The 21,525-nt window shown below is 66.7% G+C and carries 16 protein-coding genes; 9 read left to right on the top strand and 7 right to left on the bottom strand.

Annotation, left to right across the window (positions count from 1 at the left end; genetic code table 11):
* Window positions 1-42: 42 nt before the first annotated feature.
* Both QX108_RS23585 and QX108_RS23580 read right to left on the bottom strand, forming a co-directional pair.
* Window positions 43-1,080 carry a magnesium and cobalt transport protein CorA gene (locus QX108_RS23585; RefSeq protein ID WP_315783163.1) on the bottom strand — a complete coding sequence of 346 codons (1,038 nt, stop codon included), beginning with the start codon at window positions 1,078-1,080 and terminating at the stop codon, window positions 43-45.
* 62 nt (window positions 1,081-1,142) lie between these two features.
* The gene (locus QX108_RS23580) at window positions 1,143-2,747 is read right to left on the bottom strand and encodes a hybrid sensor histidine kinase/response regulator (protein ID WP_315783161.1); all 1,605 of its coding nucleotides are present in this window, start codon (window positions 2,745-2,747) and stop codon (window positions 1,143-1,145) included.
* Between the two features lie 268 nt (window positions 2,748-3,015).
* On the opposite strand from QX108_RS23580, the gene QX108_RS23575 reads away from it, so the two are divergent.
* Entirely contained in the window at window positions 3,016-3,720 is a 705-nt protein-coding gene (locus tag QX108_RS23575) for an SDR family oxidoreductase (RefSeq protein WP_315783159.1), read from the top strand.
* A 155-nt stretch (window positions 3,721-3,875) separates the two neighbouring features.
* On the opposite strand, the gene QX108_RS23570 is transcribed toward QX108_RS23575, so the two are convergent.
* Together QX108_RS23570 and QX108_RS23565 are read right to left on the bottom strand one after the other, a co-directional pair.
* Window positions 3,876-5,315, bottom strand: coding sequence for a glutamine synthetase family protein (locus QX108_RS23570; RefSeq protein ID WP_315783157.1), 1,440 nt, complete (start codon window positions 5,313-5,315; stop codon window positions 3,876-3,878).
* 232 nt (window positions 5,316-5,547) lie between these two features.
* Window positions 5,548-6,906 (bottom strand): aromatic ring-hydroxylating dioxygenase subunit alpha, encoded by a 1,359-nt coding sequence (locus tag QX108_RS23565; protein ID WP_315783155.1) that lies wholly within the window; start codon window positions 6,904-6,906, stop codon window positions 5,548-5,550.
* 124 nt (window positions 6,907-7,030) lie between these two features.
* Here QX108_RS23565 and QX108_RS23560 point away from each other — a divergent pair, with 124 nt between their 5' ends.
* The gene (locus QX108_RS23560) at window positions 7,031-7,918 is read left to right on the top strand and encodes an IclR family transcriptional regulator C-terminal domain-containing protein (protein ID WP_315722388.1); all 888 of its coding nucleotides are present in this window, start codon (window positions 7,031-7,033) and stop codon (window positions 7,916-7,918) included.
* 800 nt (window positions 7,919-8,718) lie between these two features.
* Window positions 8,719-9,420 (top strand): alpha/beta hydrolase, encoded by a 702-nt coding sequence (locus QX108_RS23555; protein ID WP_315783151.1) that lies wholly within the window; start codon window positions 8,719-8,721, stop codon window positions 9,418-9,420.
* 480 nt (window positions 9,421-9,900) lie between these two features.
* Here QX108_RS23555 and QX108_RS23550 read toward each other — a convergent pair whose 3' ends face one another.
* Complete coding sequence (locus tag QX108_RS23550) at window positions 9,901-10,491, bottom strand: TetR/AcrR family transcriptional regulator (protein ID WP_315783149.1); 591 nt, start codon at window positions 10,489-10,491, stop codon at window positions 9,901-9,903.
* A 197-nt stretch (window positions 10,492-10,688) separates the two neighbouring features.
* On the opposite strand from QX108_RS23550, the gene QX108_RS23545 reads away from it, so the two are divergent.
* The 3 genes from QX108_RS23545 to QX108_RS23535 are packed head-to-tail and all read left to right on the top strand — an operon-like array spanning window position 10,689 to window position 14,495.
* Window positions 10,689-11,183: a (2Fe-2S)-binding protein gene (locus QX108_RS23545; RefSeq protein ID WP_315783147.1), complete on the top strand. Its 495-nt coding sequence runs from the start codon at window positions 10,689-10,691 to the stop codon at window positions 11,181-11,183.
* Complete coding sequence (locus QX108_RS23540; RefSeq protein ID WP_315783145.1) at window positions 11,180-12,238, top strand: xanthine dehydrogenase family protein subunit M; 1,059 nt, start codon at window positions 11,180-11,182, stop codon at window positions 12,236-12,238. The genes QX108_RS23545 and QX108_RS23540 overlap by 4 nt, the downstream gene beginning before the upstream one ends.
* Window positions 12,228-14,495, top strand: a complete 2,268-nt coding sequence (locus QX108_RS23535; RefSeq protein WP_315783143.1) for a xanthine dehydrogenase family protein molybdopterin-binding subunit — start codon at window positions 12,228-12,230, stop codon at window positions 14,493-14,495. Before QX108_RS23540 ends, QX108_RS23535 begins: the two co-directional genes overlap by 11 nt.
* A gap of 137 nt (window positions 14,496-14,632) precedes the next feature.
* Here the strand turns inward: QX108_RS23535 and QX108_RS23530 are convergent, their stop codons facing one another.
* On the bottom strand, window positions 14,633-15,199 hold the full coding sequence (locus QX108_RS23530) for a hypothetical protein (protein ID WP_315799607.1): 567 nt from the start codon (window positions 15,197-15,199) through the stop codon (window positions 14,633-14,635).
* Window positions 15,200-15,464: 265 nt separating this feature from the next.
* Window positions 15,465-17,453, bottom strand: a complete 1,989-nt coding sequence (locus QX108_RS23525; protein ID WP_315783139.1) for a methyl-accepting chemotaxis protein — start codon at window positions 17,451-17,453, stop codon at window positions 15,465-15,467.
* A 316-nt stretch (window positions 17,454-17,769) separates the two neighbouring features.
* Here QX108_RS23525 and QX108_RS23520 point away from each other — a divergent pair, with 316 nt between their 5' ends.
* The 3 genes from QX108_RS23520 to QX108_RS23510 all read left to right on the top strand — a co-directional run bounded on the left by QX108_RS23520 (window position 17,770) and on the right by QX108_RS23510 (window position 21,415).
* Window positions 17,770-18,081, top strand: coding sequence for a hypothetical protein (locus tag QX108_RS23520; RefSeq protein ID WP_172110214.1), 312 nt, complete (start codon window positions 17,770-17,772; stop codon window positions 18,079-18,081).
* Window positions 18,082-18,301: 220 nt separating this feature from the next.
* A complete protein-coding gene (locus QX108_RS23515) occupies window positions 18,302-19,033 on the top strand; it encodes an outer membrane protein (protein ID WP_172110215.1) in 732 nt (243 codons plus the stop codon).
* Between the two features lie 243 nt (window positions 19,034-19,276).
* Window positions 19,277-21,415, top strand: coding sequence for a HAMP domain-containing methyl-accepting chemotaxis protein (locus QX108_RS23510; protein WP_315783135.1), 2,139 nt, complete (start codon window positions 19,277-19,279; stop codon window positions 21,413-21,415).
* The last annotated feature ends 110 nt before the right edge of the window (window positions 21,416-21,525 follow it).

Here is a 21,525-nt window from a genome sequence, read left to right as displayed (position 1 = left end):
GCGTCGCCCCGGAATGACACCGACACCAGAATTGCCTTTTCCTCACAACCACCCGCGCCGCCGGAACTGCCAGTACAGCGTGCTGCACACGACGGCGATGAGGCCGAGCACCGCGTAGTAGCCGTATTGCCATTTCAGCTCCGGCATGTGCTCGAAGTTCATGCCGTAGATTCCCGCGACGGCCGTCGGCACGGCGAGAATGGCGGCCCAGGCCGCCAGGCGGCGGGCGATGTCGGTCTGCTGCGCCTGCCCGGCCATCATGCTGGCCTCGAACACGAAAGCGAGGATCTCGCGAAGGGAGTCCGCGTCCTCCTCGGCGCGCTTGGCGTGGTCGAGCACGTCGCGAAACAACGGGGCCATCTCGGCATCGATCGCGACGTTGTCGACATGCTCGAGCCGCTTGCAGACGTCGACCACCGGACCCACGGCGCGGCGCAGCCGCAGCAGGTCGCGCCGCAGGCGATACAGCCGGTCGACCTCGTGGCGCGCCAGCGGCCGCTGCAGCACGACCTCCTCCAGGGTCTCGACCTCGGCCATGATGCTCTCCGTCACCGGCCGGTAATTGTCGACGATGAAGTCGAGGATCGCATAGAGGATGTAGTCCTCGCCCTTGGCGAGCGAGCCCGGACAGCTCTCGCAGCGCTCCCGCACCGCGCCGTAGGAGGTCGAGGCGCCGTGGCGCACCGAGACGACGAAGCCGGGGCCGACGAAGACGTGGGTCTCGCCGAACACGATGTGCTCCTTGACGAGCTGCGCGGTGCGCGCGACGACGAACAGCGCATCGCCATAGCGCTCGACCTTCGGCTGCTGATGCGCCTTCGACGCATCCTCGATCGCGAGCTCGTGCAGGCCGAACTGATCGGCCACCCGTTGCAACAGCGCCGCATCCGGCTCGTGCAGCCCGATCCAGACCACATGGCCCGGCCGCTTGCTCCAGGCGCCGGCGTCCTCGATCGGGATGTCGGCGACGCGCCGGCCAGCGGCATAGACGCCGGCCGCGACCACGCCGGGCTCGCGCGGCTCGCTGCGCGGCTGAACGACGGGCGCGCCCGCCGCCGTCTGCATCGTGACGTGACGCATGGTGGATTCTCCGCTCTGCGGACCGACTTTCGACGCGAGGACTCGCCGGGTCAAGCGGCGCATCAGGTCACACCGGTCGGGCCGTCGAGCAACTGCCGGACGCGGCGGACCAGATCGGTGCGGCGGTACGGCTTGTTGATGATCTCGAACTCGCCGATATGGGCATCGGCGCGCTCGACCGCGGCGTCGGAATAGCCGGTCGTGAGCAGCACCTTCAGCTTCGGCTGCCGCTTCCGCGCCTCGCGCGCCAGCACCGTGCCGTTCATGCCGCCGGGCATCACGAGATCCGTGAACAAGAGATCGAAGCGGGTCTCCGAATCCAACAGCTCCAATGCCGCGTGCGCATTGGCGGCGACCTCGGTGCGGTAGCCGAAATCCTCCAGGATCGAGCGCGCGAGCTCGGCCACCTCGGCGCGGTCCTCGACGATCAGGATGCGCTCGCTGCCGGTGCGATCCATCGCCATCGCCGGACGGATCGACGGCGCCGCGATCGCCTGCTCGGTCGCCGGAAACAGCAGCTGCACGGTCGTGCCGAGCCCGACCTCGCTGTAGATGTAGGTGCTGCCGCCGGACTGGCGCGTGAACCCGTAGACCATGGCGAGGCCGAGACCGGTGCCCTTGCCCTCCTCCTTGGTGGTGAAGAACGGCTCCGCGACGCGTGCGAGAATGTGGTGCGGAATGCCGACGCCGTCGTCCGACACCTTCAGCGCGACGTAGCGCCCGGCCTTGGGCACGCCGAACTGCGCGATGTCCTCCTCGGCGATCTCCTTGTTCTCGGTGCGAATCGTGAGCGTGCCGCCATGTGGCATCGCATCGCGCGCATTGACGAACAGATTGAGCAGCGCGACCTCCGCCTGGGTCTGGTCGACCCGGCTGTTCCACAGGCCCGGCTGCGCCTTGACGACGATCCGCACGCTTTCGCCGAGCGTGTGGCGGGCCATCTGCACCATGGTCTCGATCATGTTGTTGAGGTTGATCGGCCGGCTGTCGAGGCGCTGCTTGCGCGCGAACGACAACAGCTGCTGCGTCAAGGTCGCGGCGCGATTGGCCGCCGCGCGGATGTTGTCGACGGCGCGACGGTGCCGCGGGGCCAGCTCGCTGACGGCGCCCTGCAGGGTCTCGGTGTAGCCGATAATGACCTGCAGGATGTTGTTGAAGTCGTGAGCGATGCCGCCGGTGAGCTGGCCGATCGCCTCCATCTTCTGCGACTGCACCAGCGCGCTCTCCGCGTCGCGCCGGCGCGAGACGTCGAGCTGCGAGCCGAAGAAATACACCAGCTCGCCGTCGCGATTGTAGACCGGGCTGATGAACAGCGCATTCCAGAACGCCGCGCCGTTTTTGCGATAATTGAGGATCTCGACCGCAATGTCCTGACGGTTCGCGATCGCGGTGCGGACCGCATCGATGGTGTCGCGATCGGTGTCCGGCCCTTGCAGGAAGCGGCAATTGGATCCGACGATCTCGCCGAGATCGTAGCCGGTCATCTCCAGGAACGCCCGGTTGGCAAACAGAATGGGATTGTCGTTCTGGCGCGGATCGGTGACGATCATCGGCATCCGCGTCGTCTCGACCGCGGCGAAGAAGATGTCGTGGCGCTCCGACGACAGATCGGACGCATCGCCGCTGTCGACGACGGCGCGATCGCGCTGCGGCCTGTGCTCTGACATCTTCCCTGCTCCGCCTTGGTCCCGTGGTGGCGCGCATGATTGCGCGGGCGCCGTGTTCCGATGCAGCGCACATCGATATGCCGCCCGATGGGCTCGGGTTCCCGCAGCCAAGGCCTGCGTGAAAGCCGGTACGTGCAAACTCACGAAAATGCGACGAGCGGACGCGGGAACAATCCGCGCGAAGGTGGTGATACCCGCCTCGTGCCCTCGACCGGATCGCGGCGAGCAGCTACATCGTCGCTTCGATCATCGGGTGGGAGCACACGTCATGACAGGACAAAGGGTCGCGCTGGTCACCGCGGGCGGCAGCGGCATGGGCGCGGCGGCAGCGCGCCGTCTCGCCGCGGACGGATTCCAGGTCGCAATCCTGTCGTCATCGGGCAAGGGCGAGGCGCTGGCCGCCGAGCTCGGCGGCCTCGGCGTCACCGGATCGAACAAGTCAAACGATGATCTCAAGCGCCTCGTCGACGGTGCCGTCAACCGCTGGGGCCGCATCGACGTGCTCGTCAACAGCGCCGGACACGGTCCGCGGGCGCCGATCCTGGAATTGACCGACGAGCAGTGGCACGGCGGACTCGATACCTATCTGCTGAACGTGATCCGTCCGACGCGCCTGGTCACGCCGATCATGCAGGCGCAGAAGAATGGCGCGATCATCAACATCTCGACGGCCTGGGCATTCGAGCCGTCGGCGATGTTTCCGACCTCGGCGGTGTTCCGCGCCGGTCTCGCCGCGTTCACCAAGATCTTCACCGACAGCTATGCCGCCGACAACATCCGGATGAACAACGTGCTTCCCGGCTGGATCGACAGCCTGCCGGCCACGGAAGAGCGCCGCAAGACCGTGCCGATGGGCCGGTACGGCAAGTCCGAGGAGATCGCCGCGACCATAGGCTTCCTCGCCTCAGAGGGCGCGGCCTACATCACGGGACAGAACATCAGGGTGGACGGCGGACTGACGCGGAGCGTGTGACACAGCCAAGCACGCAGAGGCAAATCTGCAGAATCAGCTACCGCTACAATCAGATCGAGAATGAATGACTCCGTCATGCCCGGGCTTGTCCCGGCCATGACGGCGGGGAGACCGGAGATTTGATCTCCGGCGACCATGGCGCTGCGGCTCAACCGTCAAAACATCTCGAAATATTCGCGCTGCTCCCAGTCGGATACTTCGGCGTTGAAGCGCTCGATCTCGGCGGTCTTGATGAACGTGTAGTAGTCGATGAAGGTGGCGCCGAAGGCTTCGCGGAAGAACGCGTCCTGCTTCAGCACGTTGACCGCCTCGCCCAGCGACTTCGGCAGCAGGCTCGCCTTGGTCTCGTAGGGCACGTCGGCCGACGGGCCGGGATCGAGCTGGCGGTCGACGCCGTCGAGACCGGCTGCGATCTGCGAGGCCATGTAGAGATAGGGATTGGCTGCGGGCTCGCCGATGCGGTTCTCCAGCCGGGTGGCGCGGTCGCCGGGGCCGCCGAGCACGCGGATCATGACGCCCCGGTTGTCGCGTCCCCAGATGGCGCGGTCCGGCGCCAGCGAGTAGGAGCGATAGCGCCGGTAGCCGTTGATCGTTGGGGTCGAGAACACCGCAGAGGCACGCGCATGTGCGAGCAGGCCCGCCATGTAGTGGCGGCCGAGCGCGGACAAGCCATCGGCGTCCTCCGTCATGAACGCGTTGCTGCCGTCGCGCGCCACCAGCGACTGGTGCAGATGCCAGCCCGACGACATCACGTTCGGGATGCGCGGCCGGCACATGAAGGTGGCGTGATAGCCGTGGCGCTGCGCGATCTGCTTCACGGCGCTGCGGAACAGCACCATCGTATCGGCCGGCACGAGGCCGAGCGACGGCTGCAACACGAACTCGCACTGGCTCGGCCCGTATTCGAGCTCGATCGAACGCAGCGGCAGACCGAGCGCGACGAGATTCGCCCTGATGAGCTCGAGTGCCGGCTCCATCTGATCGAAGCGCTGCTCGGTGAGATACTGATAGCCCTGCGTCAGCAGGCTGACGGTGGGCGGCGCGCCGGGCTGGCCCGGCATGCCGGCGTCGCCAGGCGCGAGACGGGGGTCTTCGACCTTGAAGATATGGCATTCGACCTCGAGGCCGGCCATGAACTGATAGCCGCGCTGATCGAGCCTCGCCAATGCCGAACGATAGAGGTTGCGCGTGGCGAACGGCACGGGCGCGCCGTTGGCGAAATACAGGTCGCACAGCACCCAGCCGGTGCCGGGCGCCCAGGGCAGCACGCGGAACGTGGTGGGATCGGCGACCATCAGCGCGTCGCTGCCACCCTGCATCTCGGCCATGCCGAAGCCGCCGCCGGCGGTGAACACCGGAAACACCGTGCGGTGCGAGGTATCCTTGGCGAGCAGGGTCGTGGTGATCGAGCAGCCGCTCTCCAGCGACGACAACGCGGCATCGATCGTGAGCGTCTTGCCGCGCAGGATGCCGTGCTGGTCCGGGAACGAGAAGCGGATCGTGGTGAGCCCGTGCTCCTCGGCGAGGCGGCGCATGCGCACCGCGGCTTCGGCCTGCTCGGCGCTCCACAGCTGATGCTTGTCGACGAAACTCAACGATGACTCCTGATTAGGATGGCGAGGCGCGCGATCGAGTTCGCGGCCGTCGGGAAGGTTCGGTGCCGGCCTCACCCGCCTGCGGCTGGGCAATCGCATTTGGAGATCGCAGTGTAGCACCCGTCTGTGTCCACATCGTCATGGCCGGGACGAGCCCGGGCATGACGGAGTAAACAATTGACAAGGCTGCTCGTCGCGACAGCCCCCATCAAATGCGCGCTCACGCTCACCATCACTCCGCAGCGCTGAGATGCGGCGCGAGGCGCACGATATCCGCCGGCACGGGCGGTGCCCAGGGGGCGTTGCGGCGGCGGCGGACGTCGACTTCCATCCAATAGGTCTCCCAGCCGCGGGTCGGGCCGATGCCATCCATCGTTGCGGGCCCCTGCACGCTGCGCGCCGCCGCTGCATCGAGATGCAGCATCGGCGGCTCGCCGCGCCCGACCGTCTCGATCTGCTCACGCAGCAGCCGGCGATACTGGATGATCGCCTTGTCGGACTGCCCGAGATGCTCGCGGGTGCGGTCCTGGATCCGGCCCATCGACTCCACCGCCCACTGGTCGTGCACATTGATGTCGTTGCCCATGCCGGTGTAGGTCGCGGTCGCCTGCTCGCGGGGATCGAAGCCGTAGTCGTTGCTCTTGTTCTTGCGCGAGCGATAGTCCGGCAGCTCGTAGAGCTCCAGCCGCTGCGCCCGCATCTTCGCCCGGTCGACTGGCGCGCCGTAGCTGGTGAAGATGGCGTACCAGTAGCAGGTCTCGTCATCGACCGGCACGTGCCATTGCGTGATCGTCATCTCCGTGCTCATCGGAATCACGAAGGCATGCGGGAACAGCTGATTGGTGACGCGGACGTGGGTGCGCTCGGCGTCGATCTCGCGCAGCGCGACGATGCGCAGGCCGTATTCGGTGCGCTCGACATTGATGATCGGGCGATCGTACTCGCGCAGCACCTTGGTCATCGGCAGCTCGCTGTCGGCCGAGGCGCCGCGGAACTGCTTGCCATAGGCCGTCGAGGTGTCCTCGTCCTCGAAGAAGCGATGCAGGAACGAGGCGTGCGCCGGGTCGATGCCGACCTCCAGCGCCTGGAGCCAGTTGCACTCGATCAGGCCCTTGAAGGCGAAGGTGTAGGCATCAGGCGCGGTGAAGCAGTCGAGATCGGGGAACGCCGGCGCGGCGCCGTCGCCGAGCCAGGCCCAGAGGATGCCGCCCTTCTCGACCACCGGATAAGAGCGCTGCTTGACGTTCTTGCACAGCGGCGAGCCGACCGGCTCGGCCGGCGTCTCCAGGCAGTTTCCGTCGGCGTCGAACAGCCAGCCGTGGAAGGCGCAACGCAGCCCGCCATTCTCCAATCGTCCGAAGGCGAGGTCGGCGCCGCGATGCGGACAATCGCGGTCCAGTAGGCCATAGCGGCCATCCCCATCCTTGAAGAGAACGAAGTCCTGACCGAGCAGCTTGACCGCGCGCACCGGGCGCTCGCCCGCGAGCTCATCGACCAGCGCAGCCGGCTGCCAATACATCCTCATTAGTTTACCGGCAGGCGCGCCGGGTCCGATGCGGGTGATCAGGTCGTTCTGCTCCTGGCTCATCATGATGGCCGTCTCTCCTGTTCCGTCGCAAGTCGGGCGTTGAGCGTCACGTGATCATCTAATAATGTTCGCTAGACGAACACATGTTCGCCCAGATTAGATTCGCTTTAAGTGGGGAGAAGCGCAAGTGAAAAAGCTACAACCGAAGCCGAGGGGCAAGCGGGCAGCAGTTTCACTGCGGCCGAGAACAACAACAGCGGATCGTGTCGGGCCGATGCCGAAACTAAAGCGCACTGATGAGGAGAAGAAGCAGGCCCGGGGCGATGGTCCCGAGTTCGTGGAGGCTCTCGACCGTGGCTTGCGCGTCATCCAGGCCTTCAGTCGCGAGGGCCGGCCGATGACGCTGAGCAAGGCCGCGGAACTCACCGGCCTTGCCCGCGCCACGGTGCGACGGATTCTGCTGACGCTGAAGGCCTCCGGCTTCGTCCACGGCGACGACCGCCTGTTCTCGCTGACGCCGCGCGTTCTGCTGCTGGCGTCCAGCTATCTCGCCTCCAACCAGATCAACAGCGTGATGCAGCCGTTGATGGACATGGCGGCCAGCGAGGCCCATGAGGTCTGCTCGCTCGCCGTCCTCGACGGCGACCAGGTCGTGTTCATCGCGCGGGCGACACCGGCGCGAATGTTCTCCACCGGGCTGGAGATCGGCTACCGGCTGCCCGCCTTCTGCACCTCGGTCGGTCGCGTACTGCTCAGCCGGATACCGGACGATCAGCTGCGCCACACGATCGAGCGCATGACGCTGACGGCGCTGACGCCGCAGACGTCGACCGACAGGGAGGCGCTGATCGCCGCGATCTCGGCAGTCCGCAGCGATGGCTATTCGCTCGTCGATGGCGAGGCGGAATCGGGCTTTCGCTCGATTTCCGTGCCGATTCGCCGCTATGACGGCGGCATCGTCGCGGCCGCGAATATCGGCGGCCATGTCGATCGCATCTCGGTCGATGAGATGAAGGAGCGCTTCCTGCCGCTCCTGAACAGGCTGTCGGCAACGGTCCAGCCACTGCTGGTCTGATCGCCCGCTGACCCCGGCAGGCTGATAACGGCCGCGCTGAAGCCGCGCTCGCCCTGCCACGACTCCGGCCAACGCATCCGCTCGCGGCATCGCGACCTCCGCGCCCGCCACCTGCCCGGCATGGCCACCGGCGTCGCAGCTGCATCGCCGGCGCGACGGAACTCGCTCTGCTGATCAAGTCCATCTGATCGCGATCCGCCGGCGGATCTTCGTCGCTCCCTGCACGACAGCCAACCATGGCGGAGAGAATCGTCCGCGCCCCGCGGCCATCGCTTCGATGTCATCACTGGCAGCACGGTGCTGGCAACTCATCGCCGCGTAGACACAAGAGAGCCGACCGCGCAGGGCCACGTGAAGTTTCGTCCTAAACGAACTAATCGTTGTAGTCGCAGTCGCTCCTGCAATTCGGCGCATGCCCATTACGTGATATTATCATGACACCCGACCCCGTTTGCCACGATTGACGATCTCTCCAGGTATCATCGCGCTGCATGCGAAGGTGGCATGATCCGGGGCGCAAGTAATTAGATCCCGGCCTCGCACGCGAATTGCGGACGGCGCCACCAGATTGCCGCGAATGGCAACGCGATCGCGAGCGGCGCTCGGGGGCGAGATCGCGTGCGGCCCGTTCACCGTGATCGCCGGCCCGCCCCGAGCCGGGAGCAGGGGCGTTGGGACGAGGTCGCCTTCCCCGGCGGCGCACCGCGAAGCGGTAGACTTCGTTGGACATCGGCGGCGTCTCGCGCGTAAATGGCACATCGGGGGCGAGACACCCGGTAGTGCCATCCAGGGGAAGAGCCATGACTGACGCGCTGCCGCTCGTGCTGGTGCCCGGACTGATCTCGTCGCCGCGCATCTATGCGCCGGTCATTCCCGCGCTGTGGCGGCTCGCGCCGGTGATGGTGGCGAACCACGTCCGCGATGACAGCATGGCCGGAATCGCGCGCCGCATCCTGGCCGAGGCGCCGCCGCGCTTCGCGCTCGCCGGCCATTCGATGGGCGGCTACATCGCCTTCGAGATCATGCGCCAGGCGCCGGAGCGCGTCGGCCGGCTGGCGCTGATCAACACCCAGGCCCGGCCCGATACGCCGGAAGCCAGCGCGCGCCGCCGCACCATGATCACCCGCGCGAAGGACGGCGACTATCACGGCGTGGTCGACGAGCTGTTCGCAGGCTTCGTGCATCCTTCGCGCCAGGACGACCCGCGGCTGCGTCAGCTGGTGCATGACATGGCCGAGGAGGTCGGGGTCATCGGCTTCATCCGGCAGTTGACCGCCGTCATGTCGCGCCCGGACTCCCGCCCGACGCTGACCGCGATCCGCTGCCCGACCCTGGTGCTGACGAGCGATACCGACAACACGATCCCGAACAGCCTGTCGAAGGAGATGGCCGACGGCATCGACGGCAGCTGGCTGGTCGTGCTGGAGAATTGCGGCCACCTGCCGCAGCCCGAGCAGCCGGAGGAGACGGCGCAGGCGCTGATGGAGTGGCTGCGGGGGTGAGATGACGATCACAGCCTATTGCTGGCGTTGTGGCATCGAAGTGCCCATGCTCGACGAACAGGAGTGGGCCGAGATCGAGCCGCTCCTGAGACAGCGGATTGACGACATCAAAGACTATCGGCGGTCGAATGAATGCACGCTTGGGCAAGCCGCTGAGAACACCGCGCGCAAAACTCTGCGCCGCGTGCGGAACGCCAGTTTCCTAGCATCTTCCAATCCCACCGTCGTCATTCCGGGGCATTCGCGGCACGCGAATGAGCCCGGAATCCATACTCCCAGCGATTCGTTTTGGAGCGAGAACGGCGTGCGGAGGCACCGAGAGCTTCAGCAACGCTGGTGGCTATGGATTCCGGGCTCGCGCTTCGCGCGCCCCGGAATGACGATGGAGAGAACTTTCTGCTCCACACAGCATCGCCTGGACGAGAGGGCCGGCGAATTCGTCGCAAGCGATGCGCAGCTCACGTGTCCCGTGAGGCGCGCTCACGTCTGCTTCTGCCCCACCCTCATCCCATCCACGAACACATCCAGCAGCCGCAGCACGCTCTGCTGCCAGCCGGTCTGGTCGTGCATGTAGCACATGCCGATCAGCGCGCGCAGGACGTCGTCGGCGGTGATGTCGGCGCGGATCTGGCCGGCGTCGATGGCGCGGGTGAGCAGCGCGCCGATCGAGCGGGTGAGATGGGCGTGCGAGAAGGCGGCGAGCTCGGAGTTCGCGGTCATGACGATCGCGAGCGCGGCCATCATGCCCTTCTTGGTGGCGACGAACTGCACCGTGGAGCGCAGCCAGCGGCGGAGCGCCTCGACCGGGGACGGCTCGGTCTTCAGCTCCTCGGCCAACTCGGCGAGCTGCTCGACCTCGCGGCGGTACACCGCCTCGAACAGGTCCTCGCGGGTGGGGAAATGGCGATACAGCGTACCGATGCCGACGCCGGCCTGGCGCGCCACCGCCTCCAGGCTCGCCTCGGCGCCGCCGACGCTGAACACCGCCTTGGCCGCCTCGAGCACGCGCTCGCGGTTGCGCTGGGCGTCGGCGCGCGGCTTGCGATGGCGGTCTTGTGGTTTCGTCTCCATCTCACCAGCTCTTGATGACGGACCGTTCATGTCCCCTTGCTAAACGGAGGAACCCTCCGTATAAATAGACCTGCCACCCGGGACAGCCAACCTTCCCTCAGCTGTCGTCCCGCGGTCGCTGGATCTGGACGGACCATCGCCCGTAAGGCGATGCCCGCTGCGATCCGATTAGGCCATCGCTTCGATCGGAACAACGCATGAATTGGACTGTCAGACTCACCGTCAACGGTGAGCCGCGAACCCTTGCGCTCGACGACCCCCGGGTCACCCTGCTCGACCTCCTGCGCGAGCGCCTCCACCTCACCGGCACCAAGAAGGGTTGCGACCGCGGCCAGTGCGGCGCCTGCACCGTCCTGGTCGACGGCCGTCGCATCAACTCCTGCCTGACGCTCGCGCTCAGCCTCGACGGCGCCGCCATCACCACCATCGAAGGTCTCGCCCAGGGCGATCGGCTGCACCCGGTGCAGGAGGCCTTCATTGTTCACGACGCCCTGCAATGCGGCTTCTGCACGCCGGGCCAGATCATGAGCGCGGTCGGGCTCATCAACGAGGGCCAGGCCGGCGACGATCCCGAGCGCGTCCGCGAAGGCATGAGCGGCAATCTGTGCCGCTGCAGCGCCTATGTCGGGATCGTCGAGGCGGTGCGCGACGCACAGGCGACGCTCACGGACGACAAGGAGCGTGCGGCATGAACCGGTTCGATTATGTGAAGCCCGCGACTGTTGCCGAGGCGATCGCCGCGGCCGGCGCACCGGGCGCCGCTTATCTAGCCTCCGGCACCAACCTGCTGGACCTGATGAAGGGCAATGTCGTCCGGCCCGAACGGCTGGTCGACATCACCCACATCAAGGAGCTGACGCGCATCGAAACGTCAGGCAATGGCGACGTCAGAATCGGGGCGCTCGTGCGCAACGCCGACCTCGCCTACGACGCGTCCTTCGCCAAGGACTTCCCTGCGGTGGCCGAAGCGCTGCTGTCCGGCGCCTCGGCGCAGCTCCGCAATGCGGCGACCGTCGGCGGCAATCTGCTGCAGCGAACGCGCTGCGCCTACTTCTATGACACCGCCTCTGCCTGCAACAAGCGCGTACCCGGATCGGGCTGCGATGCCCGCGGCGGCGAGAACAGCCAGCACGCCGTGCTCGGCTGGAGCGATGCCTGCATCGCCACCAATCCTTCGGATTTCTGCGTGCCGCTCGCGGCGTTCGACGCGGTCGTCGAAATCGAGGGCGCATCCGGCCGACGCGAGATCGCGTTGGAGGCTTTGCATCTCTTGCCCGGCGGCACGCCGGATCGTGAGAGCGCGCTCGCTCCCGGCGAGCTGATCGTCGCGATCCGTCTGCCTGCGGCCGCACGCGCCTTCGCCAAGCACGCGCGCTATCTCAAAGTGCGCGAGCGCAACTCCTACGCCTTCGCCGTGGTCTCCGCTGCAGCCGGGCTCGTGATCGAGAACGGCAGCATCAAGCAGGCACGCCTTGCGCTCGGCGGCGTCGCCGCCAAGCCGTGGCGTGTGCATGACGCCGAAGCGCTGCTCGCCGGTCAGCCGGCTGAGTACGGCTCGTTCGAACGCGCCGCGGAGGCGGCGCTGCGCGATGCAAACCCCTCCGGCGACAATGCCTACAAGATCCCGCTCGCGCGGCAGCTGATCGTGCGCGCGCTGCAGGCCGCAGCGCAAGGCACGCCCTCGCGCATGCCGGCGCTGCCGGCCTCCCCCTTCTCCTCCGTTCCAGGAGTGCTTCATGACGCCTGAGCTCAACCTCTCCCGCGATCCCGCCCACCTCCGCCACGGCTCGAATATCGGCCAGCCGCTGTCGCGCGTGGATGGTCTGGCCAAGGTCACCGGCCGCGCGACCTACGCGGCCGACAACAACCCGCCCGGCCTGCTCTATGCCGTGCTGGCCACGTCCAGCATCGCGCGCGGCCGCGTCGTTTCGCTCGATGTCGAGGCCGCCAAGGCGCATCCCGGCGTGGTCGAAGTGATGACCTCCGCCAACCGGCCGCCGCTCTATTCCGACCCCGACGGCAAGCCCAATCCGTTCTCGTTCCGCTTCGAGGCGCTGCAGAACGACAGCGTGCGCTATGCCAATCAGCCGATCGCCGTCGTCATTGCGGAATCGCTGGAAGCCGCGACCGAAGGCGCGGCTTTGCTGGCGCCGCGCTATGAGGCGGAGCCGGCGCGCATCGGGCTCGATACCGATGCGACTTATGTGCCGCCGGCCGTCGGCATGGGCATGCCGGCCGAGCAGCGCCACGGCGATGTCGAGGCTGCGCTGTCTGCCAGTGAGAAGCAGATCACCGCGATCTACGAGACCCCACCGCATTATCACAATGCGATGGAGCCGCATGCCATCGTCGCGGAGTGGCAGGGCGACAAGCTCGTCATCGACACGCCGACACAGGGCCTTGTGATGATGCGCGCGCGCCTCGCCGAGCTGTTCGGCATTGCGCCGGACAATATCCTGATCCGCAGCCCCTTCCTCGGCGGCGGCTTTGGCGGCAAGGGCCTGATGGCAGGGCCGCAGGTGCTCGGCATTCTCGCCGCGAAGATGGTCGGCCGTCCGGTGAAGCTCGTGGCGCGCCGCGAGCAACTTTATGGGCCGTTCGGCCATCGCTCGCCGACCCGGCAGACCTTGCGCCTCGGCGCCAGTGCTGCCGGGCAGCTCTCAGGCATCCATCACCATGCCCGCATCGCGACGTCGAGCTTCGAGGACTTCTATGAAGCGGCGGCCCACGTGACGCACACGCTCTACGCCGCGCCTGCGATCGCGACCACCTATGACGCCGTGCGCATGGACACCGGCACGCCGCTGTTCGTGCGCGCGCCGGGCATCGCACCGGGATCGATCGCATTGGAAAGCGCGGTCGACGAGATGGCCGAGGCCTGCGGCCTCGATCCGCTCGCCTTCCGCGTCAAGAACTACGCCGAGGTCGAGCCTTCGACCGGCAAGCCTTTCTCGTCGAAGGCGCTGCGGGAGTGCTACACGCAAGGCGCCGAACGGTTCGGCTGGTGGGAGCGGCCGCTGAAGCCGCGCATGATGCGCGACAAGGATGGCTTCCTGGTCGGCTGGGGCATGGGCACCGCGACGTTCCATGCGCTGATGTTTGCGGGGCAAGCGCGCGCCGTGATCCGGCGCGACGGCTCTGGCGTGGTGGAGAGCGGCGCCCATGACATGGGCCAGGGAGCGTGGACCGCGTTGGCGCAGGTCGCTGCGGATTCGCTGGCGCTCGAGCTCAACCAGGTGACGTTCAAGGCCGGCACCTCGGACCTGCCGGATGCCGGCATCGCCGGCGGCTCGGCGCACACGGCAACCGTCGGCACCGCGATCCACAATGCGGGCGCGGCCGTGATCGCCAAGCTCGCCGAGCTCGCCACCTCCGATCAGCGCTCGCCGCTGTTCGGCGCCGGCAATGCCGGGGTGATCGCCCGCAACGGCCGGCTGCTGCGGCGCGACGACGAGGGCCGCGGCGAGAGCTATGCCGACATCCTCGCGCGCGCCGGGCTCGACGAGGTCGACGGCGCAGGCTCGGGCTTGCCGGATCCGGCTGCCAACGAGCAGTACGCGATGCATTCGCATGGCGCTGTCTTCGCGGAGGTGAAGGTCGATCCCGATCTCGGGCAGGTGCGCGTGACCCGCATGGTCGGCGCATTCGCCGCGGGGCGGATCATCAACCCGAAGCTGGTGAACAGCCAGCTCATCGGCGGCATGATCTGGGGCATCTCGCTGGCGCTGCACGAGGAGGCTGTCACCGACCGTCGCAGCGGCCGCATCATGAACGCCAATCTCGGCGAGTATCATGTGCCGGTGAATGCCGACATCCCGGCGATCGAGGCGTTCACGGTCGCCGAGCACGATCCATTCGTGAATCCGCTCGGCATCAAGGGCGTCGGCGAGATCGGCATCACCGGCTCCGCGGGCGCGGTCGCCAATGCGGTGGCACATGCCACCGGCATCCGTGTCCGGCGCTTCCCGGTGCGGATCAGCGACCTGACGCGCTCAGGCGATTGACGCACAGGCGCATCCCGACACGCGACGCTGCGCCTCCGGCCGGAGGCGCGGCGTTGTCGCGCCGGGCCTTGCGGCCAGCCGGCGAAGGTGTGGGTAGCGAAATTTGGGAGAACCCGGAGCGAGGCCTCCCAATCAAGCTACCGCCTCCGGTATTGCACCACCCGCTTCTGGAAATAGGCGATATCTCCAGACAGGGACTCATCATTGCGACAAGCCTTCTGCACGTCCTCCAATAACGACAAAGCCTCTGTCGATTCATAAAAGAAGGAACTGTTTCTCTCAGGTGTCACGATCGAGATTTGAACCGAGGTGCCTCCGGCAGACTCCGCATGTCTTTGCCGCGAGCTTTCGAAGCCATCGATCCTTGCGATGACATCGTTCAATAGAGACATGTCGACGACGTGCGCATCCGCCCGCTCTGCGGCGAATCGCCCGATCAGCATTCGACGGCCCCACTCCGCCCCTGCTCTAGAATTGCTCATCAGCACAGAATTCACGATCCCGTCTTGCTCTCCGACATACTCAATCGCCAGCACTGAATGGGTCGTGCGCTCATTTGCCTGAGCGAAGCAGTTCATCATCGCTGCGAGACAGACAATAAGGCTTGCCGCCGCTGTTGTTACTCTACGTCTCATTTGCCTACCACCGGCGTGATGGCTCGCACCAGAACGTGGCGTGACGATGATGATCGCCGCGGGAACCACGCTGATCACCTCGCGCGCGCCGGCCTCGACGAGGCCGAATGCGCAGGTGGCGGCAGACCCGATCCGGAGGCCGAGAGCCTGTCATACCCCCGAAGTTCGTGAAGAGCGAGTTCGGTCGCCGATGCCGCGGCGCAGGCGAGTCCCGATGCGATCGGTGACCTCGTACGCGCCGCTGCATAACGGGCTTCGCGGCACGTACCTGAAAAGCAACAAGCCTCCGCTCGTCCGGGCGGAGGCTCGTCCCCTTGGTGCAATGCCGGACGGTTCAAGCCGCCTGGCGCATGAAGGAAGACCTGAACCAGGTCACGAAGGACTCGCGCTTGGCGCCGAGATCGAACTCGACCCGCAATGCGTCCCGGTCGCGGGCGCGAACCTGGTAGGGGACATCGCCGTCGAAACCGGCGAATTGCAGAATGCCGCGATCGCCGATGCCCGGCTCGGGATCGAGCCGGAACCAGGCGCCGCCCTCCGAGATGTCCACCAGATCCGCCCGAACCTCCCCCCTGCTGCTATCGACGACCTTGATCGGCAGGTTCGACCTGAAGCGCGGCGCGTGCCGGCGATCGGCCTCGGCAGTCGTCGTCCTCACCACCTTCACCAGCGTGGCGCGCAGTGCCGTCAGGCTCGACGCCACGTTGCCGATCGCGCTGCGCACCTCTGCGGCGCGGTCGTTGACCATGCCGGCATCCTTGCCGACATTGCCGATCTTGGACGAGACGTCGCGGGCCGCGCTCGCCGAGGAGTGGACGGAACGGCTGATCTCCTGGGTCGCCGCGTGCTGCTCCTCCATCGCTGCGGCGATCGACGCCGCCACCTCGTCGATCTCCGAGATCTGGCTGCCGATGCCCTCGACGACGTCGATGGTCGCCTGCGTCGTGGTCTGCACCTCACCGATCAGGCGCGAGATCTCCTCGGTCGACTTGGCGGTCTGATCCGACAACGACTTGACCTCCGCCGCGACCACCGCGAAGCCGCGGCCGGCATCGCCGGCGCGCGCCGCCTCGATGGTGGCGTTGAGCGCCAGCAGGTTGGTCTGCTCGGCGATGCCGCCGATCAGGTTCGAGACCTCGGCGATCTTGTCGACGGCCTTGGTCAGCGACAGCATCGTGGTCTTGGCCTTCTCGCGCCCGGTCACCGCCGATTTGGTGATGGTGCTGGCGCGCGCGACCTGGCTCGAGATCTCGCGGATCGCCGAGCTCAGCTGCTCGGCCGCCGCCGACACGGTCTGGGCATTGGCGAGCGACTGCTCCGAGGCCGCCGCCACCGACTGGGCATCCGCCGACAATTCATGCGCGAGGTCGGACAATCCGCTGGCGACGGACTCCACCTGGCGCGAGGCGGTTGCCGCCGATTCGACCGACGTGCCGGTCTCGCGCTCGATCACGTCGGCCATGTCGAGCATGGCCCGCTTCTTCGTCTGCTCGGCCTCGGTGCGGTCGCGGTCCTGCTTGTCCCGCAGGCTGTTGTTCTCGATCGCATTGGTCTTGAAGACGCCGAGCGCGCGTGCCATCGCGCCGATCTCGTCGCCGCGTTCGGCATACGGAATCTCGGTGGCCAGCTCGCCCTCGGCGATCCGCCGCATCAGTCCGGTCATGCGCGACAGCGGACGGACGACGCCCATCACCAGTCCGGACAGCCCGGCCACGACCAGCGCGAGAACGATGCCGGTCACGCTCCAGACCACGACCGAGATGCTGCGATCCTGCTCTGCCGCAATCGTCTCGATGTCCGAATTCAGCTTGTTCGCCTTCTCGACCAGACGATCGATCACCGCACGGTGCGCGCCATAGGCCTCCGATAGCCGCGCATAGGCCGCGTCGGCCTTCGCCGTGTCGCCGGCGCGCAGGGCCGGGATCAGCTCGGCTTCCGCCGCCTGCCAGAACCTCCTCACCTCGCCGTCCGACTGCTCGACCAACAGCGTCTTCAGCTCGGGCTCGAGCGCCGAGCCGCTCCAGAACGTCTTGCGGTCCTCATAGTCCTTCTTGAGCTGCTCCAGCTTCTTGACGTGCGCGTCGACGTTCTTGGGATTGCGCAGCGCCAGCGTCGCCTCGAGATAGGCCTCGAGCACATATTCGGGCGGCGGCAGGATGTCGGCCACCAGGTCGTTGCCGAGCTTGATCTTACTGTAGAGCGCTCCGCCGACCTTCAGCTCGCGCAACGCGTAAGCGCTGGTCAGCACCACGGCACCGAAGCCGAGCGCCAGCACGAGGCCGAAGGCGGCAATGACGGCGGAGATCGACAGACGCATCTTCATGTCGGACGGCATTCCTCGTTGAACGGCACTAAACGGCGAACGGCGCCGGCCGGACCTCGTTCTGCCCCCGAGGAGATCGCAGGATCACGGTCCGGGCTGGCCCCAGTGGCAAATCGACGCTGCGACGATCATGCACAACTCATTTTCAACGAAGGTAAATTTCCGTCTCCGTAGAAATGCGGCTCGTCCGGCGGCAGCCCGAGCACCGGGTGCGCAATCCTCCGACCATGGCAGCCGTCTGACCTGGCGCAAGGCGCGGCTCCGGCGATCTGCGAGAATGCGGCGTGTCCCCGCAGGAGCCCGCTGGAGCCCGCTTATGTCGAAACCCGTTCCGGACAAGGCCGAGATCGCGCTCGAATATCCCGACAAGTTCTATGTCGGCACGTTCGAACGGTCCTCGCGATTCGAAGCCCATCTCGACCCCTCGGGATTGGCGCTCACACTGGAGCGGCCCGGGGCTGAGGACGTCCGCAAGTCGATCCACATGCATCTCAACTACGGACTGCTCGCCGCGATCCTCACCGAGATCGCCGCAGGCATCGCCGCGATTCCCGAGGACGACGGCCTCCATCGCGGCCAGCTGCGCGACGCGGCCGCCGCACTGCACGAAGCTCTTAAGCCGCGTTAACCGGTTGTCCCGCAGCGGCACAGTCCCTCGCGCCATCGAGGCCGGACCCCGCCTTTGTTAGCGCTTTGCTAACTACGACAAGACGTTTGGCCGCCGACGGGTGGGGTTGAAGACCACTGTGCTGCCCGAGTGACAGCATTTGATTCAAATTCGATCTATCTCCGATCCATCGACGGCGCGCGATGCGCGAGCCTTGTTAGTTGAGTGTTGGAGACCCGCCATGAAGAAGATCCTGTTCGCAACCGTTGCCCTCGCCGCGCTCGCCTCGGCCCAGTCCGTCCTCGCCGCCGATCTCGGCGCCCGCAATTATCCGTATGCGGCCAAGGCACCGGCCTATGCCGCGCCGATCTACAACTGGACCGGCTTCTATCTCGGCGCGCATCTCGGCGGCGCCTTCTCCAGCGACAACAACTTCTCGGGCCTGGCCACCGGCAACAACTCGAACGGCCGCTTCCTCGGCGGCGTGCAGGTCGGCGCCGACTGGCAGTTCGCCCCGACCTGGGTGATCGGCGCGGAAGGCCAGTACAGCTGGCTGAGCGGCAATGTCGGCGCAGCCTTCCCCGGCGGCTTCGTCTACACCAACAGCCAGCGCGGCCTCGGCTCGATCACCGGCCGCTTCGGCTACACCTGGGGTCCGGGCCTCCTCTATGTGAAGGGCGGCTACGCCTATTCGGACAACAACGAGAAGGTGACGCTCGCCGGCGTCCCGGTCGGCTTCGCCACCAATGGCGATCACCGCAACGGCTGGACCGTCGGCGGCGGTCTCGAATACATGTTTGCTCCGAACTGGTCGGCCAAGGCCGAGTATCAGTACTACAATTTCGGCAGCGCCACCTTCGCAGCGCCGGCCGGGCTGGTTCCGACCGGCAGCTTCACCACCGACGATCACACCTTCAAGGCCGGTGTGAACTACCGCTTCAACTGGGGCGCGCCGGTCGCGGCCCGCTACTGATTCCGCAGGCGTCAAATAACAAGCAAGACGGGGGCTGGCAGCGATGCCGGCCCCTTTTGCTGTCATAGGTGAATCGGAACGCCCGAAACAATCATTTCCACCCCGTTAAATGCCGCATGGTGAAATGCGGAAATGCACGAAAATTCAGCGGCAACCGAGTATTTTCCCGGATTTGTTAACCGCCGCCCGCGATACTGCCGGAAAGCATCAGCTCCAAGTAGCGCGTATCGGGGGAAACCAGAGATGGCGAATAGGTTCAGCTTCGGCAGGGTGTTCGGGATCCTGCGACCCAGATGGGGCGTACGGGGCAGCCTGTTTGCAGCCTTCACCGTCATCGCGGGCATGGCCATCGCGATCAGCATCGGCGCCGGGCTGATGCTGCGCTACATCGGCGGCACCATGGTCGAGCTGTCGAGCCGCGATATTCCGCGTCTCACCTCGAGCCTGCAGCTGCTGGCTCAGAGCTCCAGCCTCGCGAGCCTCGGACCCGCGTTGTTGGGATCGCAGACCGAGGACGCCCTCAACGATCGTCTGAAGAAGATGCAGGACATCCAGAAGGGCACGCAGCAGCGCCTCGCCGAGATCACCGCGCTCGGCGCCGCCAAGAGCGTGGTCGCGCCGCTCGCCGAGACCATCAAGAACATCAACGAAGCCAACCAGAGCCTGGTGTCGGCCGCGCGCGAGCGGCTCGCGGTCGCGGCCACCCACAACAAGCAGTATGACGCGTTGCGCAAGGCGCAGGAGGAGTTCACCAAGGCCGCCAACGAGCCGATGCTGGATGCCCAGACCCAGCTCAACGCCGTGCTGGGCGCCGCCGAAGTGTCGGCCGATGACGCCACCGCAGCGGCAAGGTTCGTCGAGCAGCTCGGCAACGTGACCGCGTCGGGCAATCTGATCGTGGCCCAGATGGCGGCCGCGCTCTCGGCCAATGACAGCGACACGCTGGAGACCATCGAGCGGCAGTTCAAGGACTCGCTGGCGCAGCTGAAGTCCAATCTCGAGCTGCTGCCGAGCGGCCGCGGCACCAAGGCGATCCGTGACGCCGCGACCAAGCTCGCCGCGCTCGGCGAGGGCAAGGAGCGCGTGTTCAAGACCCGCGAGAAGGAGCTCGACGCCAACGATTACGGGCAGACCGTGCTCGAGGAGACGCGCAAGCTGAATGTCGGGCTCGACATCAGCGTCCAGCAGCTGGTCGAAGGCGTGCGCAAGTCCACCGAGGACGCAACCGGCACCGCCGGCCGCGAGATCGAGCTGGCGACGTTCGGCATGATCGGCGCCGGCGCAGCCACGCTGCTCGGCTCGTTCCTGTTCGTCTGGCTCTATGTCGGCGGCAACATCCTCCGCCGCATCAAGCGGCTGCAGCAGGCGATGCAGCGTCTGTCGGGCGGCGACCTCGAAACCGAGATCCAGACCTCGAAGCAACGCGACGAGATCAGCGCGATGGTCGACACCCTGCAGGTGTTCCGCGACAACATGGTGCAGGCTCGCACCCTCGCTGCCGAGCAGGATCGCGAGAACGCCGCCAAGGCCGAGCGCGCCACGCGCATGGAGGCCCGGATCGCCGAGTTCGAGGCGACGGTGCGCAGTGCGCTCGGCAACCTGCAGAGCTCCGCCACCGCAATGCAGACGACGGCGCAGGGCATGTCGCAGACCGCCGATCAGTCTAACTCGCTGGTCAGCGCCGTCGCGGCCGCCGCCGAGGAGACCTCGGTCAACGTGCAGACGGTCTCGGCCGGCACCGAGCAGCTGTCGTCGTCGATCGCCGAGATCGGCCGCCAGGTCGTGACCTCGGCGCAGATCGCCAAGAAGGCCGTCGAGGAAGCCGGCGCCACCGACTCCACGATGCAGGGTCTCGCCGACAATGCGAGCCGCGTCAGCGTGGTCGTCGACCTGATCCAGGCGATCGCCTCGCAGACCAACCTGCTGGCGCTCAACGCCACCATCGAGGCGGCGCGCGCCGGCGAGGCCGGCCGCGGCTTCGCGGTGGTCGCGCAGGAGGTGAAGAGCCTCGCCAGCCAGACCGCCAAGGCGACCGACGAGATCCGGACCCAGATTGCGGGCATGCAGCAGGTCGCGTCGACGGCCGTGTCGGCGATCCGCAACATCGGCGAGACCATCGCCGAGATCGACAACGTCACCACCGCGATCGCTGCGGCCGTGGAGGAACAGGGCACCGCGACGCGGGAGATCGCGCGCAACATCCAGCAGGCGGCGTCGGGCACCAGCGAGGTCTCCAACAACATCACCGGCGTTTCCAGCGCCTCGGCCCAGGCCGGCACTTCCGCCAACGAGGTGCTGAGCGCCTCGGAGGCGCTGCGCCGCGAGGCGGATACGCTGCGCGCGGAGGTCGATGCGTTCCTGACCAACATCAGGGCGGCGTAGCTACCATACGGGCCTCGCCCTTCGAGACGCCCGCCCGCGGCGGGCTCCTCAGGGTGAGGAGGTAAAGCTCGCGCTGTGGCCGGGCCGCCTGTGGATGGAAACGCAAACTC

The sequence above is a fragment of the Bradyrhizobium sp. SZCCHNR1002 genome, assembly GCF_032381435.1.
GTDB classification, from domain to species: domain Bacteria; phylum Pseudomonadota; class Alphaproteobacteria; order Rhizobiales; family Xanthobacteraceae; genus Bradyrhizobium; species Bradyrhizobium aeschynomenes.
Note: the sequence above shows the minus strand (reverse complement) of the source record. Positions and strands in the feature narration are given on the sequence as shown.

What these genes read in the sequence shown, in the direction of transcription:
- QX108_RS23585 (WP_315783163.1), bottom strand. Translation starts at nt 1,080, where the DNA reads ATGCGTCACGTCACGATGCAGACGGCGGCGGGCGCGCCCGTCGTTCAG.
- QX108_RS23580 (WP_315783161.1), bottom strand. Translation starts at nt 2,747, where the DNA reads ATGTCAGAGCACAGGCCGCAGCGCGATCGCGCCGTCGTCGACAGCGGC.
- QX108_RS23575 (WP_315783159.1), top strand. Translation starts at nt 3,016, where the DNA reads ATGACAGGACAAAGGGTCGCGCTGGTCACCGCGGGCGGCAGCGGCATG.
- QX108_RS23565 (WP_315783155.1), bottom strand. Translation starts at nt 6,906, where the DNA reads ATGATGAGCCAGGAGCAGAACGACCTGATCACCCGCATCGGACCCGGC.
- QX108_RS23555 (WP_315783151.1), top strand. Translation starts at nt 8,719, where the DNA reads ATGACTGACGCGCTGCCGCTCGTGCTGGTGCCCGGACTGATCTCGTCG.
- QX108_RS23550 (WP_315783149.1), bottom strand. Translation starts at nt 10,491, where the DNA reads ATGGAGACGAAACCACAAGACCGCCATCGCAAGCCGCGCGCCGACGCC.
- QX108_RS23545 (WP_315783147.1), top strand. Translation starts at nt 10,689, where the DNA reads ATGAATTGGACTGTCAGACTCACCGTCAACGGTGAGCCGCGAACCCTT.
- QX108_RS23540 (WP_315783145.1), top strand. Translation starts at nt 11,180, where the DNA reads ATGAACCGGTTCGATTATGTGAAGCCCGCGACTGTTGCCGAGGCGATC.
- QX108_RS23535 (WP_315783143.1), top strand. Translation starts at nt 12,228, where the DNA reads ATGACGCCTGAGCTCAACCTCTCCCGCGATCCCGCCCACCTCCGCCAC.
- QX108_RS23525 (WP_315783139.1), bottom strand. Translation starts at nt 17,453, where the DNA reads ATGAAGATGCGTCTGTCGATCTCCGCCGTCATTGCCGCCTTCGGCCTC.
- QX108_RS23520 (WP_172110214.1), top strand. Translation starts at nt 17,770, where the DNA reads ATGTCGAAACCCGTTCCGGACAAGGCCGAGATCGCGCTCGAATATCCC.
- QX108_RS23515 (WP_172110215.1), top strand. Translation starts at nt 18,302, where the DNA reads ATGAAGAAGATCCTGTTCGCAACCGTTGCCCTCGCCGCGCTCGCCTCG.
- QX108_RS23510 (WP_315783135.1), top strand. Translation starts at nt 19,277, where the DNA reads ATGGCGAATAGGTTCAGCTTCGGCAGGGTGTTCGGGATCCTGCGACCC.